22 protein-coding genes, 1 pseudogene and 1 other annotated feature are annotated in these 24,086 nt (G+C 41.1%); of the genes and pseudogenes, 1 reads left to right on the forward strand and 22 read right to left on the reverse strand.

Annotation, left to right across the window (positions count from 1 at the left end; translation table 11 throughout):
* From ACW6PM_RS12590 to rpmG, 8 genes and pseudogenes are all read right to left on the reverse strand, one after another.
* Positions 1–1,703, reverse strand: a pseudogene (locus ACW6PM_RS12590) (DNA-directed RNA polymerase subunit beta); the annotation flags it as partial.
* 322 nt (positions 1,704–2,025) lie between these two features.
* Positions 2,026–2,400: a 50S ribosomal protein L7/L12 gene (rplL, locus tag ACW6PM_RS12595; protein WP_015515516.1), complete on the reverse strand. Its 375-nt coding sequence runs from the start codon at positions 2,398–2,400 to the stop codon at positions 2,026–2,028.
* Positions 2,401–2,460: 60 nt separating this feature from the next.
* On the reverse strand, positions 2,461–3,012 hold the full coding sequence (gene rplJ, locus ACW6PM_RS12600) for a 50S ribosomal protein L10 (protein ID WP_308497208.1): 552 nt from the start codon (positions 3,010–3,012) through the stop codon (positions 2,461–2,463).
* 52 nt (positions 3,013–3,064) lie between these two features.
* Positions 3,065–3,204: a sequence feature (ribosomal protein L10 leader region), on the reverse strand.
* Between the two features lie 101 nt (positions 3,205–3,305).
* Complete coding sequence (gene rplA / locus ACW6PM_RS12605) at positions 3,306–4,001, reverse strand: 50S ribosomal protein L1 (protein ID WP_015515515.1); 696 nt, start codon at positions 3,999–4,001, stop codon at positions 3,306–3,308.
* A gap of 124 nt (positions 4,002–4,125) precedes the next feature.
* Positions 4,126–4,551, reverse strand: a complete 426-nt coding sequence (rplK, locus tag ACW6PM_RS12610; protein ID WP_015515514.1) for a 50S ribosomal protein L11 — start codon at positions 4,549–4,551, stop codon at positions 4,126–4,128.
* Between the two features lie 14 nt (positions 4,552–4,565).
* Positions 4,566–5,084 (reverse strand): transcription termination/antitermination protein NusG, encoded by a 519-nt coding sequence (gene nusG / locus ACW6PM_RS12615; protein WP_012741285.1) that lies wholly within the window; start codon positions 5,082–5,084, stop codon positions 4,566–4,568.
* Positions 5,085–5,102: 18 nt separating this feature from the next.
* Positions 5,103–5,318 carry a preprotein translocase subunit SecE gene (gene secE, locus ACW6PM_RS12620; protein WP_012741284.1) on the reverse strand — a complete coding sequence of 72 codons (216 nt, stop codon included), beginning with the start codon at positions 5,316–5,318 and terminating at the stop codon, positions 5,103–5,105.
* Positions 5,319–5,345: 27 nt separating this feature from the next.
* Positions 5,346–5,495: a 50S ribosomal protein L33 gene (gene rpmG, locus ACW6PM_RS12625; RefSeq protein WP_012741283.1), complete on the reverse strand. Its 150-nt coding sequence runs from the start codon at positions 5,493–5,495 to the stop codon at positions 5,346–5,348.
* A gap of 427 nt (positions 5,496–5,922) precedes the next feature.
* On the opposite strand from rpmG, the gene fliD reads away from it, so the two are divergent.
* Complete coding sequence (gene fliD, locus ACW6PM_RS12630; RefSeq protein WP_456057375.1) at positions 5,923–7,224, forward strand: flagellar filament capping protein FliD; 1,302 nt, start codon at positions 5,923–5,925, stop codon at positions 7,222–7,224.
* 46 nt (positions 7,225–7,270) lie between these two features.
* On the opposite strand, the gene ACW6PM_RS12635 is transcribed toward fliD, so the two are convergent.
* From ACW6PM_RS12635 to ACW6PM_RS12700, 14 genes are all read right to left on the reverse strand, one after another.
* Entirely contained in the window at positions 7,271–7,717 is a 447-nt protein-coding gene (locus ACW6PM_RS12635) for a hypothetical protein (protein ID WP_015569192.1), read from the reverse strand.
* 53 nt (positions 7,718–7,770) lie between these two features.
* Positions 7,771–8,967, reverse strand: a complete 1,197-nt coding sequence (locus ACW6PM_RS12640; protein WP_456057376.1) for a sensor histidine kinase — start codon at positions 8,965–8,967, stop codon at positions 7,771–7,773.
* Entirely contained in the window at positions 8,957–9,652 is a 696-nt protein-coding gene (locus tag ACW6PM_RS12645; protein ID WP_015515511.1) for a response regulator transcription factor, read from the reverse strand. Before ACW6PM_RS12645 ends, ACW6PM_RS12640 begins: the two co-directional genes overlap by 11 nt.
* Positions 9,653–9,715: 63 nt before the next feature.
* Entirely contained in the window at positions 9,716–10,984 is a 1,269-nt protein-coding gene (locus ACW6PM_RS12650; RefSeq protein WP_456057377.1) for an FtsX-like permease family protein, read from the reverse strand.
* Positions 10,974–11,636 (reverse strand): ABC transporter ATP-binding protein, encoded by a 663-nt coding sequence (locus tag ACW6PM_RS12655; RefSeq protein ID WP_015515509.1) that lies wholly within the window; start codon positions 11,634–11,636, stop codon positions 10,974–10,976. Before ACW6PM_RS12655 ends, ACW6PM_RS12650 begins: the two co-directional genes overlap by 11 nt.
* A gap of 8 nt (positions 11,637–11,644) precedes the next feature.
* Positions 11,645–12,970 (reverse strand): ABC transporter permease, encoded by a 1,326-nt coding sequence (locus tag ACW6PM_RS12660; protein WP_456057378.1) that lies wholly within the window; start codon positions 12,968–12,970, stop codon positions 11,645–11,647.
* 148 nt (positions 12,971–13,118) lie between these two features.
* Complete coding sequence (locus ACW6PM_RS12665) at positions 13,119–13,520, reverse strand: hypothetical protein (protein ID WP_117719583.1); 402 nt, start codon at positions 13,518–13,520, stop codon at positions 13,119–13,121.
* A 14-nt stretch (positions 13,521–13,534) separates the two neighbouring features.
* A complete protein-coding gene (locus tag ACW6PM_RS12670; RefSeq protein WP_456057379.1) occupies positions 13,535–13,840 on the reverse strand; it encodes a hypothetical protein in 306 nt (101 codons plus the stop codon).
* Between the two features lie 39 nt (positions 13,841–13,879).
* Positions 13,880–15,286 carry an ATP-binding protein gene (locus tag ACW6PM_RS12675; protein ID WP_456057380.1) on the reverse strand — a complete coding sequence of 469 codons (1,407 nt, stop codon included), beginning with the start codon at positions 15,284–15,286 and terminating at the stop codon, positions 13,880–13,882.
* Positions 15,287–15,542: 256 nt separating this feature from the next.
* Positions 15,543–17,243 (reverse strand): phosphoenolpyruvate--protein phosphotransferase, encoded by a 1,701-nt coding sequence (gene ptsP / locus ACW6PM_RS12680; protein WP_308651005.1) that lies wholly within the window; start codon positions 17,241–17,243, stop codon positions 15,543–15,545.
* Positions 17,244–17,273: 30 nt separating this feature from the next.
* Entirely contained in the window at positions 17,274–17,537 is a 264-nt protein-coding gene (locus ACW6PM_RS12685) for an HPr family phosphocarrier protein (RefSeq protein WP_012741269.1), read from the reverse strand.
* 210 nt (positions 17,538–17,747) lie between these two features.
* A complete protein-coding gene (locus ACW6PM_RS12690) occupies positions 17,748–19,712 on the reverse strand; it encodes a BglG family transcription antiterminator (RefSeq protein WP_456057381.1) in 1,965 nt (654 codons plus the stop codon).
* A gap of 18 nt (positions 19,713–19,730) precedes the next feature.
* The gene (locus ACW6PM_RS12695; RefSeq protein WP_456057382.1) at positions 19,731–21,953 is read right to left on the reverse strand and encodes an HAD-IIIA family hydrolase; all 2,223 of its coding nucleotides are present in this window, start codon (positions 21,951–21,953) and stop codon (positions 19,731–19,733) included.
* Between the two features lie 72 nt (positions 21,954–22,025).
* Positions 22,026–23,963, reverse strand: coding sequence for a sulfatase-like hydrolase/transferase (locus tag ACW6PM_RS12700; protein ID WP_456057383.1), 1,938 nt, complete (start codon positions 23,961–23,963; stop codon positions 22,026–22,028).
* Positions 23,964–24,086: the final 123 nt, after the last annotated feature.

Below are 24,086 nucleotides of genomic sequence, written 5' to 3' on the forward strand. Positions count from 1 at the left end.
GCATAGCATGCAAGTGAGTTGATAAGACCGATGTTTGGTCCCTCAGGAGTCTCTACAGGACACATACGGCCGTAGTGAGTGTAATGTACATCTCGAACCTCGAATCCGGCACGGTCTCTTGAAAGACCACCAGGTCCAAGTGCTGATAAACGTCTCTTGTGAGTAAGCTCTCCAAGAGGGTTGTTCTGATCCATGAACTGTGAAAGCTGTGAAGAACCGAAGAATTCTTTAACAGCGGCAGTTACAGGCTTTATATTGATAAGTGACTGAGGTGAAATTCCCTCTAAGTCCTGTGTAGTCATTCTTTCACGAACAACACGCTCCAGTCTTGAGAGACCGATACGGTACTGGTTCTGTAACAGCTCTCCAACCGCACGGATACGTCTGTTTCCAAGATGATCGATATCGTCATCTGTTCCTGCGCCCCACTCTAAGTGCATATTGTAGTTGATAGTTGCGAAGATATCCTCTTTAGTAATATGCTTTGGAATAAGGTCAGATATATCTCTCTTTATAGCCTCGATTCTGTCCTCAAGGGAATCATACTCCTCGAGAATCTGAGCGAGTACCGGATAGTAAACAAGCTCAGTAACACCGATAGACTTAGGATCCTCAAGCTCAGGAATCCAGCTTCTGATGTCAACCATCATAGAAGAAAGAATCTTGACATTTCTTGTCTCTGTCTGAATCCATAAAGCAGGAACGGCAGCGTTCTGGATCTGTGTAGCAAGCGCACGGTCAACAACAGTACCTGCCTCAGCGATAACCTCACCTGTAGAAGGATCAACTACGTCCTCTGCTAAAACCTGTCCACTGATACGATTCTTTAAAGCAAGCTTCTTATTAAACTTATAACGTCCTACCTTGGCAAGGTCATATCTTCTAGGATCGAAGAACATTGCTGTGATAAGGCTCTCTGCACTCTCAACTGAAAGTGGCTCGCCCGGACGAATCTTCTTATATAACTCTAATAAACCAGCCTCATAGCTTCCCTGTGGCTCACGCTCTGTGATTGCAGGGTCCTTGCTGAATGATGCCTGGATCTTTGGCTCATCTCCGAACATATCGAGAATAGCCTGGTTTGTGCCTACTCCAAGTGCACGTAAAAGTACTGTGATAGGTACCTTACGTGTTCTGTCTACTCTTACATAAAAAACGTCGTTAGAGTCTGTCTCATACTCAAGCCATGCACCACGGTTTGGAATAACAGTACAAGAATACAGGGTCTTTCCGAGCTTATCATGAGCAATTCCGTAATAAATACCAGGAGAACGAACTAACTGACTGACAATAACTCGCTCTGCACCGTTGATTACGAATGTACCGGTCTCTGTCATTAAAGGCAGATCACCCATGAAAATTTCATGCTCATTAATCTCATCTGTCTCTTTGTTGTGAAGTCTGACTTTAACCTTTAAAGGAGCTGCGTATGTTGCATCTCTTTCCTTGCACTCAGGAATTGTATACTTTACATCATCTTCGCATAATGTAAAATCTACAAAATCAAGACTAAGCTTTCCGCTGTAATCTGTGATTGGAGAGATATCCGCAAAAGCTTCCTTGAGACCTTCGTCTAAGAACCACTGATAAGAATCCTTCTGGACCTCAATCAGATTTGGCATCTGCAGAACCTCTTTTTGTCTTGAGTAACTCATACGCATGCTTTTTCCGGATGTGACCGGACGTATTCTGTTTTTCTCCATTGACGTTTCACCTCTCGTTTTTATTTTAATCTAGCAAATATCTAGATAATGATTCAAAAACCACCCCAGTTACTATATCTTGTGGTTTTTCTCTTGTGCACATATTTGTGAATGCATTTTAGTGTAATTTTCCTATTGACAAATTTGCATCATTTAAAAAAATGCATAAAAATGCCACTGCACCACAATAGTGCAACGTATACTATACAACAAATCACCGACAATTGCAAGTACTTTTTTAAAAAATAAAAAAGAGCCAAGGCGCAAACAAAATTTGACCTCGACTCTTTTTATGGTTTTAATTAACTCGTAACCTATCAGACTACTTAAGTGTAACCTTAGCACCCTCTGCCTCAAGTTTAGCCTTAGCATCCTCTGCTGAAGCCTTGTCAAGCTGCTCTTTGATAACCTTTGGTGCGCCATCAACAGCGTCCTTAGCCTCTTTAAGTCCAAGACCTGTGATCTCACGAACAACCTTGATAACCTTAACCTTGTTTGGTCCAACCTCTGTAAGCTCTACGTCGAACTCAGTCTTCTCCTCAGCTGCTGCTCCGTCAGCTCCTGCTGCTGCAACTACAACACCTGCTGCTGCAGAAACACCGAACTCTTCTTCACAAGCTTTTACTAAATCATTTAACTCTAATACGCTTAACTCTTTGATAGCATCAATAAACTCTGCTGTTGTTAACTTTGCCATTATAATTTCCTCCATTTAAAAATTTAATTATGATAATAAGGTTCAAATATAATATTTGAATTATTCTGCTGCTGGAGCTTCCTCTGCAGCGTCCTCTGCCGGTGCTGCCTCTACGGCTGCATCTGCAGCGCCACCCTGCTCTGCGATCTGATTGAGTACACGAGCAAGATTTGTGATAGGTGACTGAATGCTTCCAAGTAATTTTCCAAGAAGCTCTTCTCTGCTAGGTACAGCGGCGATTGCCTTCATACCCTCAGCATCATAAAATGTTCCCTCAACTACACCTGCTTTAATCTCTAAAGCCGGAGCTGTTTTAGCGAACTTAGCTAAGATTCTAGCTGGTGCTGTTGCATCCTCTGCTGATACAGCGAATGCGCTTGGTCCTTCAAGGACATCCTTTAATCCCTCGAACTCTGTTCCCTGGATTGCACGGTTTACTAAAGTATTCTTGTATACCTTGTAAGTTACACCGGCTTCTCTTAACTGTTTACGTAACTGAGTATCCTCTGCTACTGTGAGTCCTAAGTAATCAACGACTACTACTGACTGTGCACCATTGATAACACCGGAAATCTCATCTACGATTGGCTGTTTAAGTTCTACCTTTGCCACGATTCATTTACCTCCTTTTAGATTTTCGCATAAAAGACATGAGGTATTTGATTTATTAATCAAAGAAACCCTCCTGCCTGTCGACAGAAGGGTACAAGTCAAAATTCAAGATAAATCTCGAAAATTCCCTCGGTAGGTTCTACGTTTACGCCTTGCGGCACCTACTGTCTTCGGCAATATGCATTGCAATTATATCAAACTATATTACGGATGTCAATTACTTTCCGCAAAACTTTTGCTTGGCGTTTGATAGGTCTTGTAAATAACTGTTTTACTGTAACTGTTTAACTATCTTACTGTGTAATCTTAACCACGTTTAACTTAACGCCAGGTCCCATTGTAGATGTAAGAGTTGCGCTCTTAATGTACTGACCCTTTAAGCTAGCAGGTTTTGCTTTATTAATTGCACCCATAAGAGACTGGAAGTTGTCGTTTAACTGCTCGTCTGTGAAAGATGCTTTTCCAACTGGCACATGGATAATGTTTGTCTTGTCCAATCTGTACTCAATCTTACCGGCTTTGATATCGTTAACAGCTTTTGTTACATCCATAGTAACTGTTCCTGCCTTTGGGTTTGGCATTAAGCCCTTTGGTCCAAGGACACGTCCTAAACGACCAACAACACCCATCATATCAGGTGTAGCAACTACAACGTCGAAGTCTAACCATCCCTCGTTCTGGATCTTTGGAATTAACTCCTCGCCTCCAACGAAGTCAGCTCCTGCTGCCTGTGCCTCGTCAACCTTAGTTCCCTTAGCGAAAACTAAAACCTTAACTGTTTTTCCTGTTCCGTGTGGTAATACAACCGCACCACGGATCTGCTGCTCTGCGTGACGTCCGTCACAGCCTGTTCTAAGATGAAGCTCGATTGTCTCGTCAAATTTAGCTGTAGCATTTTTCTTTACGATAGAGATAGCGTCAGCAACATCGTACTGCTCTTTCTTATCAAATGCCTTAACAGCGTCTTGATACTTCTTTCCTCTTTTCATGAAAAAATAACCTCCTGGTGGTAATATCGGGAGAGGGCCCTCCCACATTTACGTTTCTTTGTTATTCTAATTTAGGTTACATAAATTTGTAACTTCTTTAGGGGTATGTTGGTTTCGCTAAGTGTTAGTCAACCACTTCAACACCCATTGATCTTGCTGTACCAGCGATCATGCTCATTGCAGACTCAAGTGAAGCTGCGTTTAAGTCAGGCATCTTAAGCTCAGCGATTTCCTGAACCTGTGCCTTTGTGATCTTAGCAACCTTCTTCTTGTTTGGCTCGCCTGAACCAGACTGAATCTTACAAGCTTTCTTGATTAATACTGGAGCAGGTGGAGTCTTAGTGATGAAACTGAAACTTCTGTCTGCATATACAGTAATAACTACAGGGATAATTAAGTCGCCCTGATCGGCTGTCTTTGCATTAAACTGCTTTGTGAACTCTACGATGTTTACACCGTGCTGTCCAAGTGCAGGTCCAACTGGAGGAGCTGGAGTTGCCTTTCCAGCAGGGATCTGCAATTTAATGTATCCTTCTACTTTCTTTGCCATTTGGAATTGCCTCCTTAATTTGTTTTCTTAACATCTGCGAAACTTACTTCTACCGGTGTCTCGCGACCGAACAGCTCTACATTGATTGTAACTGTCTGCTTGTGATAATTCATAGCTGTGATAACACCGACTGTATCCTTCCAGACACCGCCGATAACGACTATCATGTCACCCTCAGCAAAATCAACTACCACGTTTTCCGTCTTAATACCCAAAGGTCTCATCTCGGCTTCTGTGAGAGGAACCGGCTTACTTCCCGGACCTACAAATCCAGTTACGCCTCTGGTATTTCGTACAACGTACCATGTATCATCATTCATAATCATATGAATAAGAACATAGCCTGGAAACATCTTCTTGGAAACCTGTTTACGAACACCGTTCTTCACCTCTGTGACGTCCTCCAACGGAACACGTACTTCAAGGATCTGGTCCTCAAGATGTCTGTTTTCGATTGTTTTGTCAATATTAGCTTTGACTTTGTTTTCATAACCTGAATAGGTATGAACTACATACCAGTTCGCTTCTGTCATAATCACTTTGCCTCCGTTTTAAAAATGTAAACCAATAAGGAAATCTACGCCCTGCTGGATACCCCAGTCAAGAAGCGCAATAATAAGACCGGTAACTACTGAAACCGCCAGCACTGCAATGGTCTGTCTGATGACCGATTGCTTCTCAGGCCAGATAATCTTCTGAAATTCAGCTTTCAGACCTGAAAACCAGCTTGTCTTTGGAGCCTTTTCGACTTTTTCATTCTGTCCCATAATGTACTCCTTCACTCAGTTCCTAGACTATTTTGTTTCCTTGTGCATTGTATGAGTTCTGCAGAATCTACAATACTTCTTGGTTTCCATTCTGTCCGGATGAGTTTTTTTGTCCTTTGTCATGTTGTAATTACGACGCTGACATTCTGTGCACGCTAATGTAATCTTTGTACGCACGACTTCCACCTCCGTTTAAATTCTTTGTTGTTTGTACCCTTAAAAAAAGGCATAAAAAAAAGACCTATTTCCAAGCCTGTATACTATATCACAGTTGAGCCGTAACCGTCAATAGCTATTTTAAAATTTATTGTAAAATCTTTTGAGCAGTGCCACTGTCTGCACATCTTTGCGTGTCCGGATACAATTATATTTTACTAATTTCACGGAGACATTACTAAATATAGTACATTTATCTGAATTTTTCAAGTATTTTGTTGTTGTAAATCCTCAATTATGACGATATAATATATGTGTATAAGTAGATTTTGATGATTAAAGATTTTACATAGCTTATCGTAGTTACAGTTAAGCATTATTAATCGCAGCTATACAATATAATATTTAAAGGATTAAACGATTTTCACGGATGAAAGGAGGGGTCTTTATGGCAAAGATAGACAGTGCCTACGCTTACTATGCCAGCACATATGCCAATAAAGAGGTATCGCGCTATGATTCGCACAAGAAAAGCGACCTGCGCAAGATATACAACAGAATAATAAAGACAAATAAAGAAACCCCTCTGTACAAGATTTCCAATATGTCCGAGGCCAAGAAATATGCTATCGATATAAAGGAAAGCTCTAAGGCTATCTTAAATGCCGTGGATTCGCTTTCTGATAAATATGCAGACTCCTCTGACTCCTTCCAGAAGAAGGTTGCAGAGTCATCTAATGAGGATGCTGTAGGCGTGCGCTACGTGGGTGATGGCTCAGAGAATAAAGGAGCAGACGGCTTTGATATAGAGGTCAGACAGCTCGCCGCACCACAGGTTAATACCGGCAGCTACTTAGACAGCAAGGCCCTGTCATTTATACCGGGCAGCTATTCCTTTGACATAAATACCAATGCATCATCCTACGAGTTCCAGTTTGGAGTGAGCACCGGTGAAACAAACGGCGAGGTGCAGGACAAGCTCAAGAGGCTCATAAATGCATCCGGTCTTGGCATCGAGGCAGACATAGTCCATGATGACTCAGGCAAGGCAGCGCTTCAGCTTACATCAATGCAGACAGGTCTCAGCGAGACCGAGGATTCTCTCTTTAGTGTGGCTCCGTCAGCTAACGCAGAGTCCATAAGCATGATGAAGCAGCTGGGTATTGATAAGGTATCCTCACCTGCCCACAACTCTGACTTTTCGCTGAATGGCACCGCTCACTCATCCTTGTCAAACACCTTTACCATCAATAATGCCTTTGAGCTCACGCTCAAAAAGCCAACCACGGATACAGGTGCCGCAGCCATCGGTTTTAAGACCAATTCCGATGCAGTTGCCGACAATGTACAGACTCTGGTTGACGCATACAATAAGATGATAGACGTGGCGGATGATTATTCAATGACCGACTCTGCAGATGCCACAAGGCTGCTTCGGGATATAAGCTCCATCACAAAGGGCTCACAGTCAAAGCTTTCCTACATCGGTCTCATGACAGACGATGACGGCAAGCTCACTATTGACCGCGATATTCTCGCGGGTGCGCTTCGTCCGGACAGAGCTGATGACACCTTCAACACTCTTACAGCACTAAAGGATGCAATAGGTGACAAAGCAAACTCTGTGACAGTCAACCCTATGAACTATGTGCAGAAGGTTGTTGTGGCATATAAGAATCCGGGGCACAATTTCAACACACCATATATCTCGTCAATTTATTCAGGCATGATGCTTGACAGCTACGCATAAACGGCTGTTGTACCAAATCAGTACAACAGCCGTTACTTTATATTTTTTATAATAGTGGCTGCAGATCTCCCACCATTTTTTCCTCCAGTGTCCTGAGCCTCTCTGCAATTGCCACACTCTTTGAATCTGCATCGCGATATTCATTGAGACTGCCGCTGATTGTCTCTATGCCCATATTACAGCCCTCCGTCAGAAGCTTTGCTGCCTGGGACTGATCATCATTCACCGCCATCTTCATTGCAGTCTGCAGCTTCGCAGCCATCTTTGCAAACACACCCGGTTCCTTAATATCTGCACCTGCTTTGTCAAGCATATCCCTGCAATCCACTGACAGCCCGGTGTGCTCATCATAGTACTTGTCTATCAGCTCACGAAGCTGCTTGTCATCTGTGTGTTCTCTTATATCATCCATGCTCTCAAGTGCCATCTTACAGCCCGCTATGCAATCCTGAAGCAAGAGCACCGAATCATGATTCTCTATATTTTTGCTCATAAAAACCTCCATACTTCTTTTCTATCAGTATGGAGGTTTTTATGAAAAAATATTCACTTCACAATCGGAAACTCCAGTTTAACCCAAAACATCCCATGTTCTCTTTTAAAGCTCATGCTTCCATTCATGCGCTGCATCATCGCATCCACGCTCTTAAGCCCTATCCCGGCACTTTTAAGAAGCGTTTTATTGTCACATACACCATTGCCAATTTCAACGCTAAATGTTTTTTTCGTAAAAGCTGTTTTCATAACAACAGGCTTTTTATTGTCCGCATATTTATATATATTATCCGTCAGATTGGAAAATATTCTGGTCAAAAATGCCATATTAACAGCAACCTTTACCTGCTTAAAGCTTATTCCTTCTGCATCAACCTCATAATTGCTTTTCATAAGCTGAGCACACACATCTGAGAGGTAATCTCCAAATATATACTCAACATCCATTGATGCATCCAATTCAACAGGTCTTTGTGAACCGGCAATTGAAAAATCCAGCAGATTATCTACCTGAGACCTGATATCCAACACCTTTTCACTTATAAAATTAAGATTTTTCATATTCTCGGCATATGCTTCATTCTCCAGTTTCATTACATCAACATATGTCATAACACCGGTCAACGGCGTACGCAGGTCATGAGCCATATTACGCATCAGTTCATCCTTTTCCTGTCGCGCTTTTTTCTCCTGTTCCTGTGATGCTTCAAGCTCCGTTTGATAGCCCGCTATAATTTTTCTGATGCGTAGATACACAAATACAATTCCCATCATAAGAGAAAATCCCACATCAAAAATCATTAAAGCTATATAATATTTTATCGTAAATCCTGTATATATAAATACTTCCGCCTTAATATCGGAGAACTGGACAGGCAGCTCATAGCTTCCTGTAAATCGGTAATCATACATATTTCTAGCCGGAGATATAAGCTTATCTACATTTGACTTGTTGTATATTACCTTTCCCTCTTCCTTAACACTATAAAACGAAACATCATGCTCCGACATCCATTCATCATATTGCTCGACATCTGTAGTACTTATATCATTATCAGTCACATATTGTTGAAACTCATCTATATATGGCTTTTCGTTATAGTAGATCAAAGTTGTACCTTCAATATAATTGTTCAACAAATCAATTCCCAGATAGTATAATATTCCAAAAACGACACATGTCCCTATAATCGCAATTGCAAATGTCAAAAACAGCTTTTTCTTTACCCTCTTTAAATCATCTCTCAAAACGGTATCCTCTTCCCCATTCTGTGTGTATGCATGCATCGCCGCATGCTTTTATAAGCTTATTCCTAAGATTTTTAATGTGTACCATAACAGTATTCTTTGCATTATAGGTAAAAGCCTCATCCCATACCATCTCGTATATCATCTCAATCGTATATATCCTGTCAGGATTTTTCATCAGCAGTTTTAGTATCTCATATTCTTTTCCTGTTAATTTTATCTCATTATCATTAAACTCGACCTTGTTTCGATTCGTAAACAGTTTAAGTCCATCTGTCTCTATAGATTCATCCTTGTTTGTGCGATTTGCACTTCCGCTGTCATATACCCGATATCGTCTGATAAGAGCTTTAACCTTTGAAATAAGCTCCATGTTTGAAAATGGCTTAGTCATGTAATCGTCACCGCCCACTTCAAGCCCTTCCAGCTTATCCAGTTCTTCCGATTTTGCTGATAAAAACAATATCGGAACACTGTGTCTTTCACGCATTCTCCTGCAAGTTTCAATGCCATCTAACTGTGGCATCATTATATCCATTATTACAAGGCTGAACGATTCATCTATTTTTTCCAAAGCCTCCATACCGTTTTGTGCAATTACCACACTATAATGCTGCAATTCGAGAAGCTTTTTTATGCCACTGTATACTGTTTTATCATCCTCAACAACAAGAATTTTGTCCATTATATGCTCCTATCATATTATACATGTTTATTACATCAAAAAGATTATACCACATAACCGCTCCTAATTACTCCTTAATGTGCGCAACCCCTTATTAGCATAAATGCAGCTTCCAATCATAGTTATTAATATAACGCTAATTTCCAAAAAACCGATTCTATACACAAATTGCCAGATATTCATTTCAAAGTTCCATATATCAAGTGAAAAGCTTTTTTGAACATTTGAAATCTCACAAGATTCAACAAAATATTTAAAAATATTGACAGAAAATCTATTAAGCAGTCCCAATGTCAATATTCCTGCACCCACAAGTGCCGGAACAGTTATCATCAAAATCTCATATAACAGAATTTGAATTGTCCTAAATTTCCTCTGTCCAAGTGTATTGTATATTGCAATCATTTTTGAGTGTCCTTTAAGCCATAAAACAGTCAGTAACGACATAACCACAACACATACAATATACATAACGCTCAAGGTCACACTTGTCATACTTTTTAACATTGATATTACATCTGTCATTTGCAGTTCCTCATTCAAAACCTGATTTACGACTGCCGAATTTGGAACATTTTGAAACATTTTACTCATATCATCATATAAAAGTAATGTACTTTTATAGTCTGTGCTGAAAAAATTCATCCCATAACAGCTTGCTTCATTGTTTAATTCTACATATGAATTATAATCAGTGAATACTATACTGTCAGCCACTTCTTTATAGTAGCCATCGCTCACCTGTGTCTTCGGTGTATTTATTACAGTATAAATCCCAATTACCCTAATACTGATTGTAGTATTCTCATACTGTATAGATACATTACTGCCAATTGACAGGTTATTTTCAGAGGCAAGCTTATCTGATATCATTGCCCCTTTATCACCTGACATCGGATATTTTCCTTTTGAAATCTTAAAGATACCGCTGCTGAAATATTCATTGTAAGAAGTATTTATGTTTCCACTGACATATATTTTATTTTTCTCAAAATCACTTTGTTTTTCTGTATATGGTACATTTTCAAAATCTACTGCTTCACATATAATGTCACTTGTAAATGCATTATTATATCCTACAACATTTTTATTATTATCTGCATATTCTAAAATATCTTTCCAATCATCTAAAGTAGAAAAATCGTCTAATTCAACAAGAACGCAACATCCTGCCATATCTGCAAAAGATTTGTAAAAGCTCTCTATTGCCGAATCTAGAAATGTTGCAATTCCGCAAAACAGTGTCAGTACAAATATGCAAATAGCAATTAGTATATTCCGCCCCGGTCTCCCTAATAATTCTTTGCATGCCTGCCACCATTTATTCCTCATCGTCATCTCCCATTTCATAGCAAATATCACATTTTTTCTTTACATAATCCGAGTGGGTTACCACTATAACACATCTGTCCTGTTCATGAGCTATCTGCTGCAACAATTCGACAATTTTTCTTCGATTTTCTTTATCCAGATTTCCTGTAGGCTCATCTGCCAGAATATATTTTGCATCTGTTATCAACGCCCTCGCTATTGCAACTCTTTGCTGCTGTCCACCTGACAATTCCGTAACCTTTCGGGTTATCTGACTATCATCAAGTCCAACCATTACAAGGCTGTCTCTACACATTTTTATCAATTCTTTTTTGGGTACATCAGGTAAGCTTATCTGGGCTGCAACCATTACATTTTCAAGGGAAGTCATATAATCAAATAACTGATAATCCTGAAAAACCAATGATATACTATTTTGGCGCAGTTTTCTTCCACCAATATTTTGTATATTTTCTCCATCCAGTAAAATCTCCCCCTCATCCGGTTTTTCTAAACCTGCAAGTAACGATAAGCACGTTGTCTTTCCTGAACCTGACGGACCAAATATTCCATACATTTCTCCTATTTCAAATCTGTATGTAACTTTATCCAGCACATGCACAATTTCCTTCTTAGATTTATATGCATACGATACATTAATCATTTCCAACATATTTACCACTATCCCTTCGAATTTAACAGTTTCTTTGCATTTTCTTCAACAGTTGTTACAACAGGCAGTACCATAAATGCAATCCAATTAACCAACGAAATTATTAATAGAATTATAATGTTTTTCAAAGTAAAAAAAGCACTCATTTCTATACGTACCTCAAAGCCTTGAAATATTCCGGGTGTATCATATCCACCTATAGCTCTGTCTGTACTATTAATTATGACATTCTTACCTATACCACTTATAATGCTACATATGAAATTGCCAAGCACACAGTATAATAGCAGACCCAAAAACAAACCACTAATTGCATATATCATTCCTATAAATGCAAATCTACCTATACACCATTTTCTTGACCTTCCGAGTACCATAAAAAGTCCTGTATCTTTTTGGTATTGGATAGTATAAAACGAGAAAACGATTAACAAAATAATTTCACCCATTATAATTATCATCCAGCAAATTATTTTTGATGTTTTTCCCATCAATCCTACGACTTTGCATTCTGAATCGAGATAATTGGAAGTATTATCATATATCTCCACATTATCTCCATACATTTTCTTTAATTGTTTTTTTACTGCATCTATATGCTCTATCTTATCAATATACACTTCACTTCCCGTTGACGCGGTGTATTCTAACCCCAGTAACTCTACAATATAATCATAATCTACATATATAGAATTATATGGACTATGTATGTATACCGAGGTTCCCTCTTCATTTGAGTCATATATTTCGAAGTCACTGTCCACTTTATAAATTCCGCATATTTGTAAAGACGTTACCTCCGGTTGGTCTCCTATAGTATATTTAACTTCATCCCCTACCTTAAGGTTATTTTTTTTCGCATATCGCTGTTCTACAATAATTCCTTTATTTTTATAGGTTGGAAATTCCCCTTCAATAAGAGATACATTTTTTTCCCATGAAAACAAGCTATATTTTTGTACATCCATATTTGCAACAATTACCATTTTATCAGCTCGATCTCGTACATCTTCATTCTCTGGATTTGTTCCTGTATGATCCTTTACATTCTCTGTATCCACCGGATCTGCAATAAGCTCTCTCCATGCCCCAAGTCCTGTTACATATTTTACTTTTCTGATTTCGTCATAATCACTCTTTGTAAAGCCTCCGTTATCATCCTCAATTACTAATGCGGCTCCATTATATAAATATGCATCTCTCTCAGATTTTTCTGAGGCATTACTTAATAGCAGGCCAATAATTTCACCCAGGATTATTGTCGCGATAATCAGTATGATAATCAAAGATTTTATTTTATTTCTTTTTATATATATAATAGCTGTTTCTATCATATCCCATCTCCTCAATACTACCAGACATTAAAAAAAGCCATAGACATCTATGGCTTTACAATACTATATACATATAAAGAATAACCTGAAAAATCATTTAAGAATTATAAATAATTCTAAAGAAACCTAAAGTAGCCTATGTTCTCAATTATTTTACTATTGCCGTTTCAGATATCCTTTTAAGTTCTTGGATTTCAACATCGGCATCCGAAAATAGATATTTACCATCCACATATACAAGATTTGCAATAGCATCATTATCCTGATATAAAGTAATATATCCCTCATCGTTCCAGCTCCATGTTCCGGTTTCCACCTTATCAGTATGTTCTATTTCCATCTCATACTCGCCTTGTTTTTCATCGTTATCATGTATGATAGCTAATTTTTTTGTACTATCTACATTTTGATACTTTGAAAAATCAAAAGTTCCATAATAAAGTCCCACCGTCACATTATTTTTTTGCTGCATTATGCTATATGTAATCAGCACACTCATTGCGCAAATGCAAACAGCAAATACTACATAAGTAATAACTCGTTTTCTCATTATCTACCTTCTCCCTATTGTTTAATCAATGTTGGCTTTATCCTTACGGTTTCATAACTCTTACTATATACTGATGCTTTCCCCAAACTTGACCATTTTCCATTTTGCTTTGTTCTATACTGTATCAACATCACAGTTGGTTTGACTTGCTTATTTAGTGCCAATTTATAATAACCTTTTCCTGTAGCCTTAACAGCAGCTCCGAATGTTCCCGTTGTAATTTTTCCCAATGGTATTCCTAATGAAACAGAACCTATTCCATATGCAACTCCTACAGATAATGAATATGTAGATCCACCTGACTCACTATAGTATAACATATCTCCATTTTTTAGATAAGTACTTTTTACATTTACCCACTATCCTTCATTATTTAAATACCCATATATCTGATCATATGTCACCAGCGATACATTTCCCATTTTTCCGGCTTCCTCAATACACCCTTGGGTAAATCCTTTTTTTGCGAATAAAAATAAATGCACATTCTCATATCTAAATAATCTGCTTCTCTTTTTCAGCTTTTCGAGCACTTTTACATCCACATTTTCATTTATCCACTTACATTCTCCAAACAATGCAGTGCTTTTATCCTGATCACCCATTATATCAATTTCTGTCTGTATTCTCTCTTGTGGATCTGTTCCCCACCATCGTCCAAGATTGCTAAATTCCACAGGTGATTCCCCATCAAGCAGCAATTTCCACAGATACTGCATACATATTTCTTCAAATATCCTGCCCATATAATCTGACAGATTTGGTGCAATTCTTTTATACGCAAGTTCTGTTGCACCTCTGCTAATGATAGAATTATTATCAGGTATAAACCGATACCAGAATCTAAACATATTATCAGCTATTGTATATATTGATTTTCTGGACTCCTTTTCGCCATATGGAGTTTCTTTCCGTATTAAGCCAAGATTAATCAGATTTTTCATATACTGTGAGCATACACTTGTCGTTTCGCCTATCTTGGTTGCGATTTCCGACATGCGGGAGCTGCCTGTTGCTACTGCTGTTATTATTGCATTATATACAGCAGGTTCACGGACTTCCTGCTTTAACAGATTTTCAGGTTCCTCGAAGATTGCTGATGCGGGGTTGAGGAACACATTTTTTATATTGTCCTCTACACTCATGCTGTCATTCATCTGTAAAAGATATTGCGGAGTACCACCAACAATACCATATATCAGAGCCATATCCTCTGCTGAAAATCCGTTGAAATATTTGCAGCTATCCTCAAAATCAAACGGAAGTATCTTCATCTGGGCGGTTCTTCTACCATACAAAGGTGCCTTATACGCCAGCACATTATCTTCCATGTAAGACATAGATGAGCCACATAATATAAGCATCATTTTAGAATTATCTTTATTTTTATCAATAAGCATCTGCAAGGTTGAAGCCATGCTTTTCGAAGCTTTTGCCACATATGGATACTCGTCTATGACAAGCACCAGTCTTTCATTTTCACATAATTTAAATACATATTCTATTGCAGCCTGAAATGACACAAATGAAGTCCCCGGCATTATTCCTGAAGCATATTCCATGATTGCCTGACTAAAGTTCTCAAGATTCTGCTTTTCGTTGCTCTCTACTCCCATAAAATATATTGCTTTTTTATCCTGTATAAAATGGCTTATGAGAGCTGTCTTCCCCACTCTTCGTCTGCCGTAGATTACTGCGAATTCAAATTTATCCGAATTATATAATCCGTTTAAAATTGCAAGCTCTTTTTCTCTTCCTATAAACATAGCTCTTCTCCCTCCATTTCTATACACAATATTTTATTACTTATATATGATTTAGTCAATCGTAATTTAGTTAATCGTAAATAACTAAATCGTAAATAACTAAATACTCATCTCACATTTCACTTTCACAAAAAAGACGGCCGTCCCGGTCCCCACCGGTTCAGCCGTCTTTATGATAAATTTCAATGTTATACTTTTATATTTTACTCTTATTTATACTCTTTTACTAACTTTTAAACTTGTTTGGATTTAGCATCTACTGCTGTGCAAGCACTGCCTGTACCTCAGCCTCTGTAGCGCATGCCATTACCTTGTCTGCCAATGCCTTGCAGTCTGCCATGCTGCTGTCTGCGATGGTCTTTCTGGTCTTAAGCACACTTGTGGCACTCACTGAGAACTCATCAAGTCCGAATGCGAGTAACAGCGGAATGAGCTTTGGATCTGCTGCTGCCTCTCCACACATGCCTACCATGATACCCTCTTTCTTACCGCACTCGATGATACGCTTGATTGCGCGAAGCACTGCCGGATTGAAGGCTGAATAAAGGTATGCTACCTTTGAGTTTCCACGGTCTACTGCCATTGTGTAGCCTGTCAGGTCATTTGTTCCGATACTGAAGAAGGCTGCCTCTTTTGCGAGCACATCTGCCATCATGCAGGCTGCCGGTGTCTCCATCATGATACCGATTTCGAGATTCTTGTTGTATGCAATGCCCTCTGCATCAAGCTCTTTCATGATGTCAGCTACCATTGCCTTTACACTGCGAAGCTCATCTACTCCTGTCACAAGCGGAACCATTATCTTTATTCTGCCGAATGCACTGGCTCTCACAAGTGCACGAAGCTGTGTATTGTAGATGTCTGTTCTCTGGAGGCAGAATCTGATAGCTCTGTAGCCTAAGAATGGGTTGTCCTCTTTCTCAAGGCCCAGATATGGGATTTCCTTGTCTCCTCCGATATCGAGTGTACGGATGATGACAGGCTTGCCCTTCATTGTCTCTGCTACTGATTTGTATGCCTCAAACTGCTCTTCCTCTGTAGGAATTGTGTCTCTGTCCATGAAAAGGAACTCTGTACGGAAAAGTCCTATTCCCTCTCCGTCACACTCTACAGCCTTCTTTGCGTCCTCAGGCTTTCCGATATTGCATACAAGCTCTACCTTTGTGCCGTCTGCCGATACTGTTGGCACACCCGCAAATTTCTTTAAGAGTTCTTTTTCTTTTTTGTATTCCTCAAGCAGCTCAGCGAATTTCTGCTCTGTCTCAGCGTCAGGGTTTACGATTGCCTCTCCGCTTGTTCCGTTGAGTACCACTCTGTCACCATTTTTGACAGATGTGCAGATTCCGTCAATACTGAGAACTGCCGGGATCTCCATAGCTCTTGCAAGTATTGCTGAGTGGGAGGTTCTGCCGCCCACCTCTGTGAGTATTCCTGCGATATTCTCTGCCACGATACCTGCAGTCATGGATGGTGTCAGGTCATGTGCCACAAGCACTGTGCCTGCCGGAGCTGCTGAGATATCGTAGTCCTCGATTCCAAGCAGAATCTTAAGGATTCTGGCTTTAATATCCCTGAAATCTGTCGCTCTCTGCTGCAAAAGCTCATCCGGTATCTGTGCAAATATCTCTGCTGTCTGCTCAAGCACCTGGTCTAGTGCCTTCTCTGCCGTGATTTTCTCACTGACTATGAGCGCTGTAATCTGCTCCTCGATGGTCGGATCCTGAAGCATCTGGATATGTCCGCGAAGGATATCCGCATCCTTTGCTCCGACTGTCTTTTCCATTCTGTCTGCCATGGCATTTGTATCATTTACAAATTTCTCAATGGCTCCCTGGAGACGTGCGATCTCAGCGTCTGTATCTGTAATTTTCTTATTCTCAATCACTATCTCATGCTCTTCGATAATGACCACATTTCCGATTCCGATTCCTTCTGAGCCGGCGATTCCTTTGTACATATCACACCTCCGATTGACTTTGCTGGTTGATTAATCTCCGAAGTTGTCTGCCTCGAGCTCTTCCATCTTTGCAAGTGCTGCTTCCTCGTCAGCACCCTCACACTCGAATGTAATCTCTGCATCCTTCTTGATGCATGCTGCAATGATGTTTACAAGGCTCTTTGCGTTGATTCTCTTGTCGCCGAATACGATTGTTACGTCTGAATCAAACTTGCCTGCCTCTCTTGCGATAACTCCTGCCGGTCTCATGTGAAGTCCCTCTGCTGCTTTTACTACCATTGTCTTGCTTACCATAGTTTTGTCCTCCTGAATTTAAAATTATTGGTTTGTTTGTTTATTTCGCTCACACATATGATTAACTGTATTGCCCTCTGCTATTCATCAGCCTGTCATATGTCCGCTGCTTTCTATGGTTTTATTGTACTGTGCGGTATGAGTTTTTTCAATATTCCCCAAAATGCAAAATTGCACCATCTCTGGTGCAATTTTGTATTAATGTGATATTCAGTTCCACCCCAGCTCCTTCCGGATAGCTGCACAAAGCTCATGAGGTGAAACAGCCTCCCTGAGCCTGTCAGTCGCTCCATTTTCATTCAGAAGCTTCGTGAAGTCATGGAAAAATGCCTTTGTCGTGTTGACACTGTCAAAGTTTATCGCAAGCAGAAATATCATGTCTGCCATCCTCTCGCCCCACTCTATCGGCTTGTCGAGACGTATCACAAGTATCTGGCAGCGGTTTACATGCTCAGGCTTTCCGTGCGGTATGGCTATATTGCAGCCCACAGCGGTCGCCTCCACCTTCTCGCGCTCCAATACATCCCTTGCAAACTCGCTCTGCACTATTCCTTTGTTTATCAGAAGCTGGCACGCGCGCTTTAAAACATCCTTGCGGTTTTTCGCCTTTTTCTCAAATATGATAAATTCCTCCGACAGCATCTGTGAAAACTCGCTGACCTCCGCGCTCTGGCCGGTCATGAGCTCAAAGCACTTGTTTCTGATATTTTTCTCATCCTGCGCACTGATTAGTGGAGAAACATACAAAAATCTCATATCCTTGTGGATATCTGCCTGTGTGTCTATGGTCGAGAGTATGAGGTCGCAGTCATACTCGTCAATATGCTCTATGCGGTCTGACGACAAAATGCTTACTATCCTTACATCAGGCACTCTGTTTTCTATTTTGCCCGCTATTATGCTGCCGGTCGCATAGCCTGCTGCACCTATTAACACTGCGCGCACTGTCATAGGATTTCTGTGCAGGGCGCCTCCCACCTGCAAGGCAATAAATGCTATCTCATTCTCGCTCGGCATGGCGCCTGTGTACTTTTCGTAGTATCTCGATACCGTAAAGCACACCGTAAAGAGACTGGCATACGATTGTGTGATATCGGAAAGAAACGGATTGTCTATCTCTATGCCAAAATGAGTCCTAGCGATGGAGCCCGGCAAAAAGCTTCGCATGCTCTCACGTAGCAGCTCATTTTCAATCAGATTGGCTGCGAGAAGATTTGACAGATACACTATCATCTCATCCTCTATGCTAAGTGCCTCCTCACAGGACATGACAACACGGTTTTGTCCCTCGGCACAGGAAAAAAGCATTGCCAGATACATGATTTCAGGCTGTGCGAGGCTGATGCCGTGATGTCTTTCCAGAAAGCCTGCTGCCTCCTTTGCCATGTGCTCATGCTCTGTCATTATGAATCTGTTTTTCTGGTTCGACAAATCTAACTCATCCGGTTTCAGCTCCTTCTCCACATCCACCCTGAAAAGTGCAATGGCTATGTACTCTGCCAGCATCTGAAATGTGTAGTCTGTAAAGATGATATCAAAGCGTCTCTCCACATGATGTATCATGTCAACCGCCATTGACAGATTTACGCTTCTGAAATTATTGGCTATCACCTCGGCCGCGCGTCTTGAAAGCCTGTGGTCATCGGTCTTGATAACCTGCTTATCACTGATTGGATATCTGCAGAAATGCCTCATGGCTTTTCTGATATCAAGCTCACTGCCTGTCGCATATATTCCGTAGCCCGCCGTTCTGTGCACCTTAATGCCAAAGAGCAGAAGCTCTGCGTCAAGCTCATTTATATCATCCATGATGACATTTTTGCTGACGTTTAACTCCTCCGAAAAAAGCGCATACGTGTATGTATCCCAGCCGCTTAGCAGAATATACGATATGTAGTTCTGTCTCTTCTTCTGCGATACTGCTGCCGATTTCCGCCCTGCCACATCCAGAATCTTTCCTATCTGTGCATCACTAAAGCACGGCTTCATGCCCTTGCCGGGCTTTCTGTCGAGCGTCATAGAGTTTTGCTCACAAAAATCAGCCACCTCCTTCAGATATGTCTTCACACTTCGCTCCGACATACCTGTGGACGCAGCAAGAGCCTTTGATGTGACAAGCTCATTGTTGTGCTCTGCCAGCTTTTCAATTATCAATAGTCCCTTTTCTGAAAGCATAAATCAAAGTTCTCCTGATTATACGTAATTTAACAATTCGACCGGTTCATCTATCAGATTTGTTGCGCCATGCTCCTTCAAAAACTCCACATCCCTGAAGCCCCATGTGACAGATACGCACTCCAGTCCTGAGTTTTTCGCCGTGGCGATATCCACATCGGAGTCACCCACATAGATTGCCTCCTCTACACTCACCTGAAGCTCTTTAAGTGCCTTCTGCACCATATCAGGCGCCGGCTTTTTGCGGATGCCTTCCTCCTCCATCTCACCGATGGCTGCTGTCATGTAATCCTTAAAATACAGCTTGTCCAGCGATTTTACCGCAAAATCTATCTTGTTTGATACGATAGCCATTTTGATGCCGCGCACCTTAAGCTCCTCAAGCAGCTCCATGATACCATCATATGGCGATGTATTGTCGTTGCAATGTGCGTCATAGTACTCCTTGAATAACGCAAAGGTCTCCTCAAACTTTGGATTGTCTGCTCCCTGTGGCACTGCACGCTCCATCAGAAGCTTTACACCGTTTCCCACAAATCTGCGCACCTCGTCAAGTGTACGCTCCGGCATGCCATTTTGTTTCAATGCATAGTTTGTTGCATTTTTTAAATCCTCAAGAGTGTAGAGAAGTGTTCCATCCAGGTCGAAAACGACCGCTTTTTTACGGTTTTCCTCCTCCCCCTTTGCTATATGTGTCTTTTCAAATTCTGTCTTGCTTATCATATATGCCTCATTCCTGTCATCATTTGGCAGAACCATAATATCTCCCGGTCTGCCTGATATATAACTGCTGTCATCCTTATTCTTAAATAGCTTTACCTTGTGCTTTAGCACAAATGCCCTTGAAAAATCCTCCTCAACAGGTATGCACACTCTGGCATGTGCCATTCCATCCACTATAGTCTCTGCATCCTTATTCTTGAACCTCGGCACATAATCTGTCTGTTTCACAGTAAACCGCCAGTCCTTGTATATCCTGAAGCTTTTGTTCAGCCTGTCCAGATTTGAAATCCGTACACTGCCATCTTCTCCTATTATGACTACCGTATCCTCATTAACCGGTGTGGAGATATCTCCCTTAGCCGTCCTCACTCCCATGCTGCAGCCCACAGGCAGTATGTCCTTTGCAATGATATATCCCATCGGAATCGGGCGTTTTTTATAATCCACTTTTTTGAAGCCGCTCGTATCAAAATCTTCTCCGTAAATTATCTTTGTATCGTTTAAATAATCAAAAAGCCGCTCCTCCAAAAAAGATTTGATTGCAGAATCCGAAGGACGCTTGTGTGTGCCATCGCTGCTGTACTGAAACCTTGGTGTCACATCTTTTTCTTTGCAATAGACATTATAGCTGTCTATCAGCAGATCCATCGGAATAAATCCACCAGCCTTGTAATAATGTCCTCCGCCTGAGCCTATGCCCCTGCACACCTCCTGCGCCATTTCGCTTGCGCTCACCTCTTTTATGCAGCTTCTAAACGACAGCTTCACTCCATTCTTAATCACTGAAAACACCATACATATGTCAATAGCATCCACCTCCAGCACAAAATCGCTTATGATGCCGAGCACATTCGGGTCACATGCCCCTGCCTTTACGACCGCCAGACGATATTCCTCTATATAATCGCGCCCAAGCAATGCTGTTCCGGCTATGTCGAGCTCCTCAAGTGACATGTTGGCATTTCTAAATTTTGCCACTATAGCGCTGTCAAAATCCGCCTCATCGCGCAGATCCCTATCAAGCGAATGGGTTATCTCGGTAAATTCTCCGGTGTCAGTGTAAAGTCCATAATACAGCGCTGTTGCCAGCTTTCTGTTTATCTCTACACCCTCCTCGCGCAGCATATCCCACACGATTGTCGCACATGAGCCCATATAGCTCATGACACGGTTCATAGGAGGAAGCTCTCCCGATACTCTGTGGTGATCTATGACAGCCACATTTTCTGCCTTGAAAAATGTGACATTCCCACCACCATACTGGCAATCGACAGTCACAAGCAGCTGAGGATTGTCCAAAAAATCCACATGCTCTATCGGTATGCCAAGGCTTTCTACCATAAGCACCAGATTGCTCTTGTGTATGATATTCCTGCCTCCGTATACAAGTCTGGGACTTTTTCCATTTATCCTCAGGTATTCATAGACGCCAAAGCCGCTTGCCAGTGCATCTGCGTCCGGATTATCATGACATTGCACAATTATGTTATCAAATTGTAATAAATCACTTAGCTTCATTATTAACTCCCTGAATAATTATATTAATTCATTTTATCATATGTGTATTTATGGCTGCTTCAGACCATCCCATTATTTCAGGTACGGAAACAGCAGCGAGCTTCTGTTCTTCTCGTCAAACATCGAATTGTACTGCAGGATATTGTATGCCTTAATCCATTTTGCCTCGTCTCCTGTTGCCTCATCCACATGCATAAAGCACTCATTCTTTTTCGAATAATAGCCCCTTGAATTTATCGCCGGAATCTTCTCCATCAGCTCTGCGAGAAACTGGTTGTATGCCGGCAGATCTATGTTTGCTCTCTCAAGTGTCAGGGTTGACAGATAGTTGAGGCTCGTCACATCAACTGTCTGTGCATCCGTCTCATAATTGGTCCATATGAAAAACGGCACCTTGTACAGATTCTCAAGCTCCTGCTCCGTAAGTCCTGAATTGCCCTTGCCATTTAATAGCTTGATAAAATCATTACACAACCCCGGCTGGTGGTCTCCAAAAAACACAATCTCTACCGGATCATCCACACCCTTAAAGTATGTGATGAGATTTTCGAGTGCCTTGTCGCTCTCATTCAAAAGTGACAGATACTGGTTCGCATCGGTGTATGATGCTCCAACCTTGTAAACCTCCTGATTGAAGTTGTCATATCTCTCACCGTAGCCACCGTGGTTTTGCATCGTAACACCCATGATGTAAAGCTTCTCGTCATCGCTCTTTTTCTCGTAGCGGTCAATGATCTTATCATAGAGCTCCTGGTCCGTGATATACTCCCTAAGTATCTTTGTCTGGTCAAAATCATCTATAAAGTAAGTCTCATCATAGCCCAGATGCGGATAAACCTTGTTCCTGCTCCAGCCTGTCGCATAGTACGGATGCATCGCAACCGTCGTATAGCCGATATTTTTCAGGTTTGAAACTATGGATGTCGGGTCATCATTTATATACTGCTGATAAACCACTGAGCCGTCCGGCAGAAATGCCATCGAGTTTCCTGTCTCAAATTCCCACTCAGAGTTCGGCGTCTTCGCACCGTAGACGGACGAAAGTGCATAGCCTTTAAGCGTATTTTCACTAAGAGAATCCATAAACGGTGTGACCTGCGTGTTGGTCTCAAAATCTCCCACCACCGACAGATCCGCAAACGACTCATTCATGATAACAATGATTGTCGGATTTTTTGCATCAGACTGTGAATATGAGCTGTCCGTTTCCTTGAAATTGTCTGCTATCTTGTCAACTGCTGCCTTGCTGTAGCCATCAGGTGCCTTCACAAAGCTGTCCCTTATGCCGAGCACAAAGTTCAGCAGATAGCCGTTTCTGTACGTGCCCTTTTTCTCCCAGGTCTCGGTGTTCAGTGACATGGAATTCATGATGACATACAGCACGCATATTATTGTGAGCAGTATCGAAATAATCCGCATATGGATAGCCGACTCAAACTGCACTTCTATGCGCCTTACCAGCACTATATACAAAACAGCCGCCAGAATCACATACAAAAACTTGTAGTCTATCACGAATTTGTATTTTGTCACAACGGAAAGTCCCGTTCCCGCTGACTTCAAATCCGCATATGTGAACTCATTGCCACGGAATTCATAAACAAAATAATCTATAAATCCAAACGCGAGAATGGCAATTGATGCTATGGTACAGGTCAGCCTCGCATTGTTCGTGATAAAAAGTATCACCAGATATATGGCAAGCGCCAGAACCACATTTACCACGCACACCGTATCGGTGGTTTTCACAAAGTCCTCATCCGTCAGCAGCACATACTGCACCGAAAAAACAGATAGTATAGCTCCAATGACAAGCAGTATCGCAGCCCAAAGCCACGACAGCTTCACCGGAAGCTCAAGCTTCACATTTACAAGTCCAAAATATGCTGCCGCAAACAAAAGAATCACCCACCAGCTTGCCGATGTAAAGTACCCCACCAGCGCGGCCGCTGCTGTTGCAATTCCAAAATGTATGTTGTTTTGTTTTGTTATCTCAAATTTGATGCTCATTTCTGCCTCTTAATATCGCCTATTAATGCTGCCTATTAACGTTGCCTCTTAATATTGCCTCTTAATATTGCGATTTGATTTTAAAATATGTTTCCTAATTAGCAAAGAAGTCCTTGATTTGAC

The organism is Agathobacter sp., assembly GCF_977054825.1.

What these genes read in the sequence shown, in the direction of transcription:
- rplL (WP_015515516.1), bottom strand. Translation starts at nt 2,400, where the DNA reads ATGGCAAAGTTAACAACAGCAGAGTTTATTGATGCTATCAAAGAGTTA.
- rplA (WP_015515515.1), bottom strand. Translation starts at nt 4,001, where the DNA reads ATGAAAAGAGGAAAGAAGTATCAAGACGCTGTTAAGGCATTTGATAAG.
- rplK (WP_015515514.1), bottom strand. Translation starts at nt 4,551, where the DNA reads ATGGCAAAGAAAGTAGAAGGATACATTAAATTGCAGATCCCTGCTGGA.
- nusG (WP_012741285.1), bottom strand. Translation starts at nt 5,084, where the DNA reads ATGACAGAAGCGAACTGGTATGTAGTTCATACCTATTCAGGTTATGAA.
- secE (WP_012741284.1), bottom strand. Translation starts at nt 5,318, where the DNA reads ATGGGACAGAATGAAAAAGTCGAAAAGGCTCCAAAGACAAGCTGGTTT.
- fliD (WP_456057375.1), top strand. Translation starts at nt 5,923, where the DNA reads ATGGCAAAGATAGACAGTGCCTACGCTTACTATGCCAGCACATATGCC.
- ACW6PM_RS12635 (WP_015569192.1), bottom strand. Translation starts at nt 7,717, where the DNA reads ATGAGCAAAAATATAGAGAATCATGATTCGGTGCTCTTGCTTCAGGAT.
- ACW6PM_RS12645 (WP_015515511.1), bottom strand. Translation starts at nt 9,652, where the DNA reads ATGGACAAAATTCTTGTTGTTGAGGATGATAAAACAGTATACAGTGGC.
- ACW6PM_RS12650 (WP_456057377.1), bottom strand. Translation starts at nt 10,984, where the DNA reads ATGAGGAATAAATGGTGGCAGGCATGCAAAGAATTATTAGGGAGACCG.
- ACW6PM_RS12655 (WP_015515509.1), bottom strand. Translation starts at nt 11,636, where the DNA reads ATGTTGGAAATGATTAATGTATCGTATGCATATAAATCTAAGAAGGAA.
- ACW6PM_RS12660 (WP_456057378.1), bottom strand. Translation starts at nt 12,970, where the DNA reads ATGATAGAAACAGCTATTATATATATAAAAAGAAATAAAATAAAATCT.
- ACW6PM_RS12665 (WP_117719583.1), bottom strand. Translation starts at nt 13,520, where the DNA reads ATGAGAAAACGAGTTATTACTTATGTAGTATTTGCTGTTTGCATTTGC.
- ACW6PM_RS12670 (WP_456057379.1), bottom strand. Translation starts at nt 13,840, where the DNA reads ATGTTATACTATAGTGAGTCAGGTGGATCTACATATTCATTATCTGTA.
- ACW6PM_RS12675 (WP_456057380.1), bottom strand. Translation starts at nt 15,286, where the DNA reads ATGTTTATAGGAAGAGAAAAAGAGCTTGCAATTTTAAACGGATTATAT.
- ptsP (WP_308651005.1), bottom strand. Translation starts at nt 17,243, where the DNA reads ATGTACAAAGGAATCGCCGGCTCAGAAGGAATCGGAATCGGAAATGTG.
- ACW6PM_RS12685 (WP_012741269.1), bottom strand. Translation starts at nt 17,537, where the DNA reads ATGGTAAGCAAGACAATGGTAGTAAAAGCAGCAGAGGGACTTCACATG.
- ACW6PM_RS12690 (WP_456057381.1), bottom strand. Translation starts at nt 19,712, where the DNA reads ATGCTTTCAGAAAAGGGACTATTGATAATTGAAAAGCTGGCAGAGCAC.
- ACW6PM_RS12695 (WP_456057382.1), bottom strand. Translation starts at nt 21,953, where the DNA reads ATGAAGCTAAGTGATTTATTACAATTTGATAACATAATTGTGCAATGT.
- ACW6PM_RS12700 (WP_456057383.1), bottom strand. Translation starts at nt 23,963, where the DNA reads ATGAGCATCAAATTTGAGATAACAAAACAAAACAACATACATTTTGGA.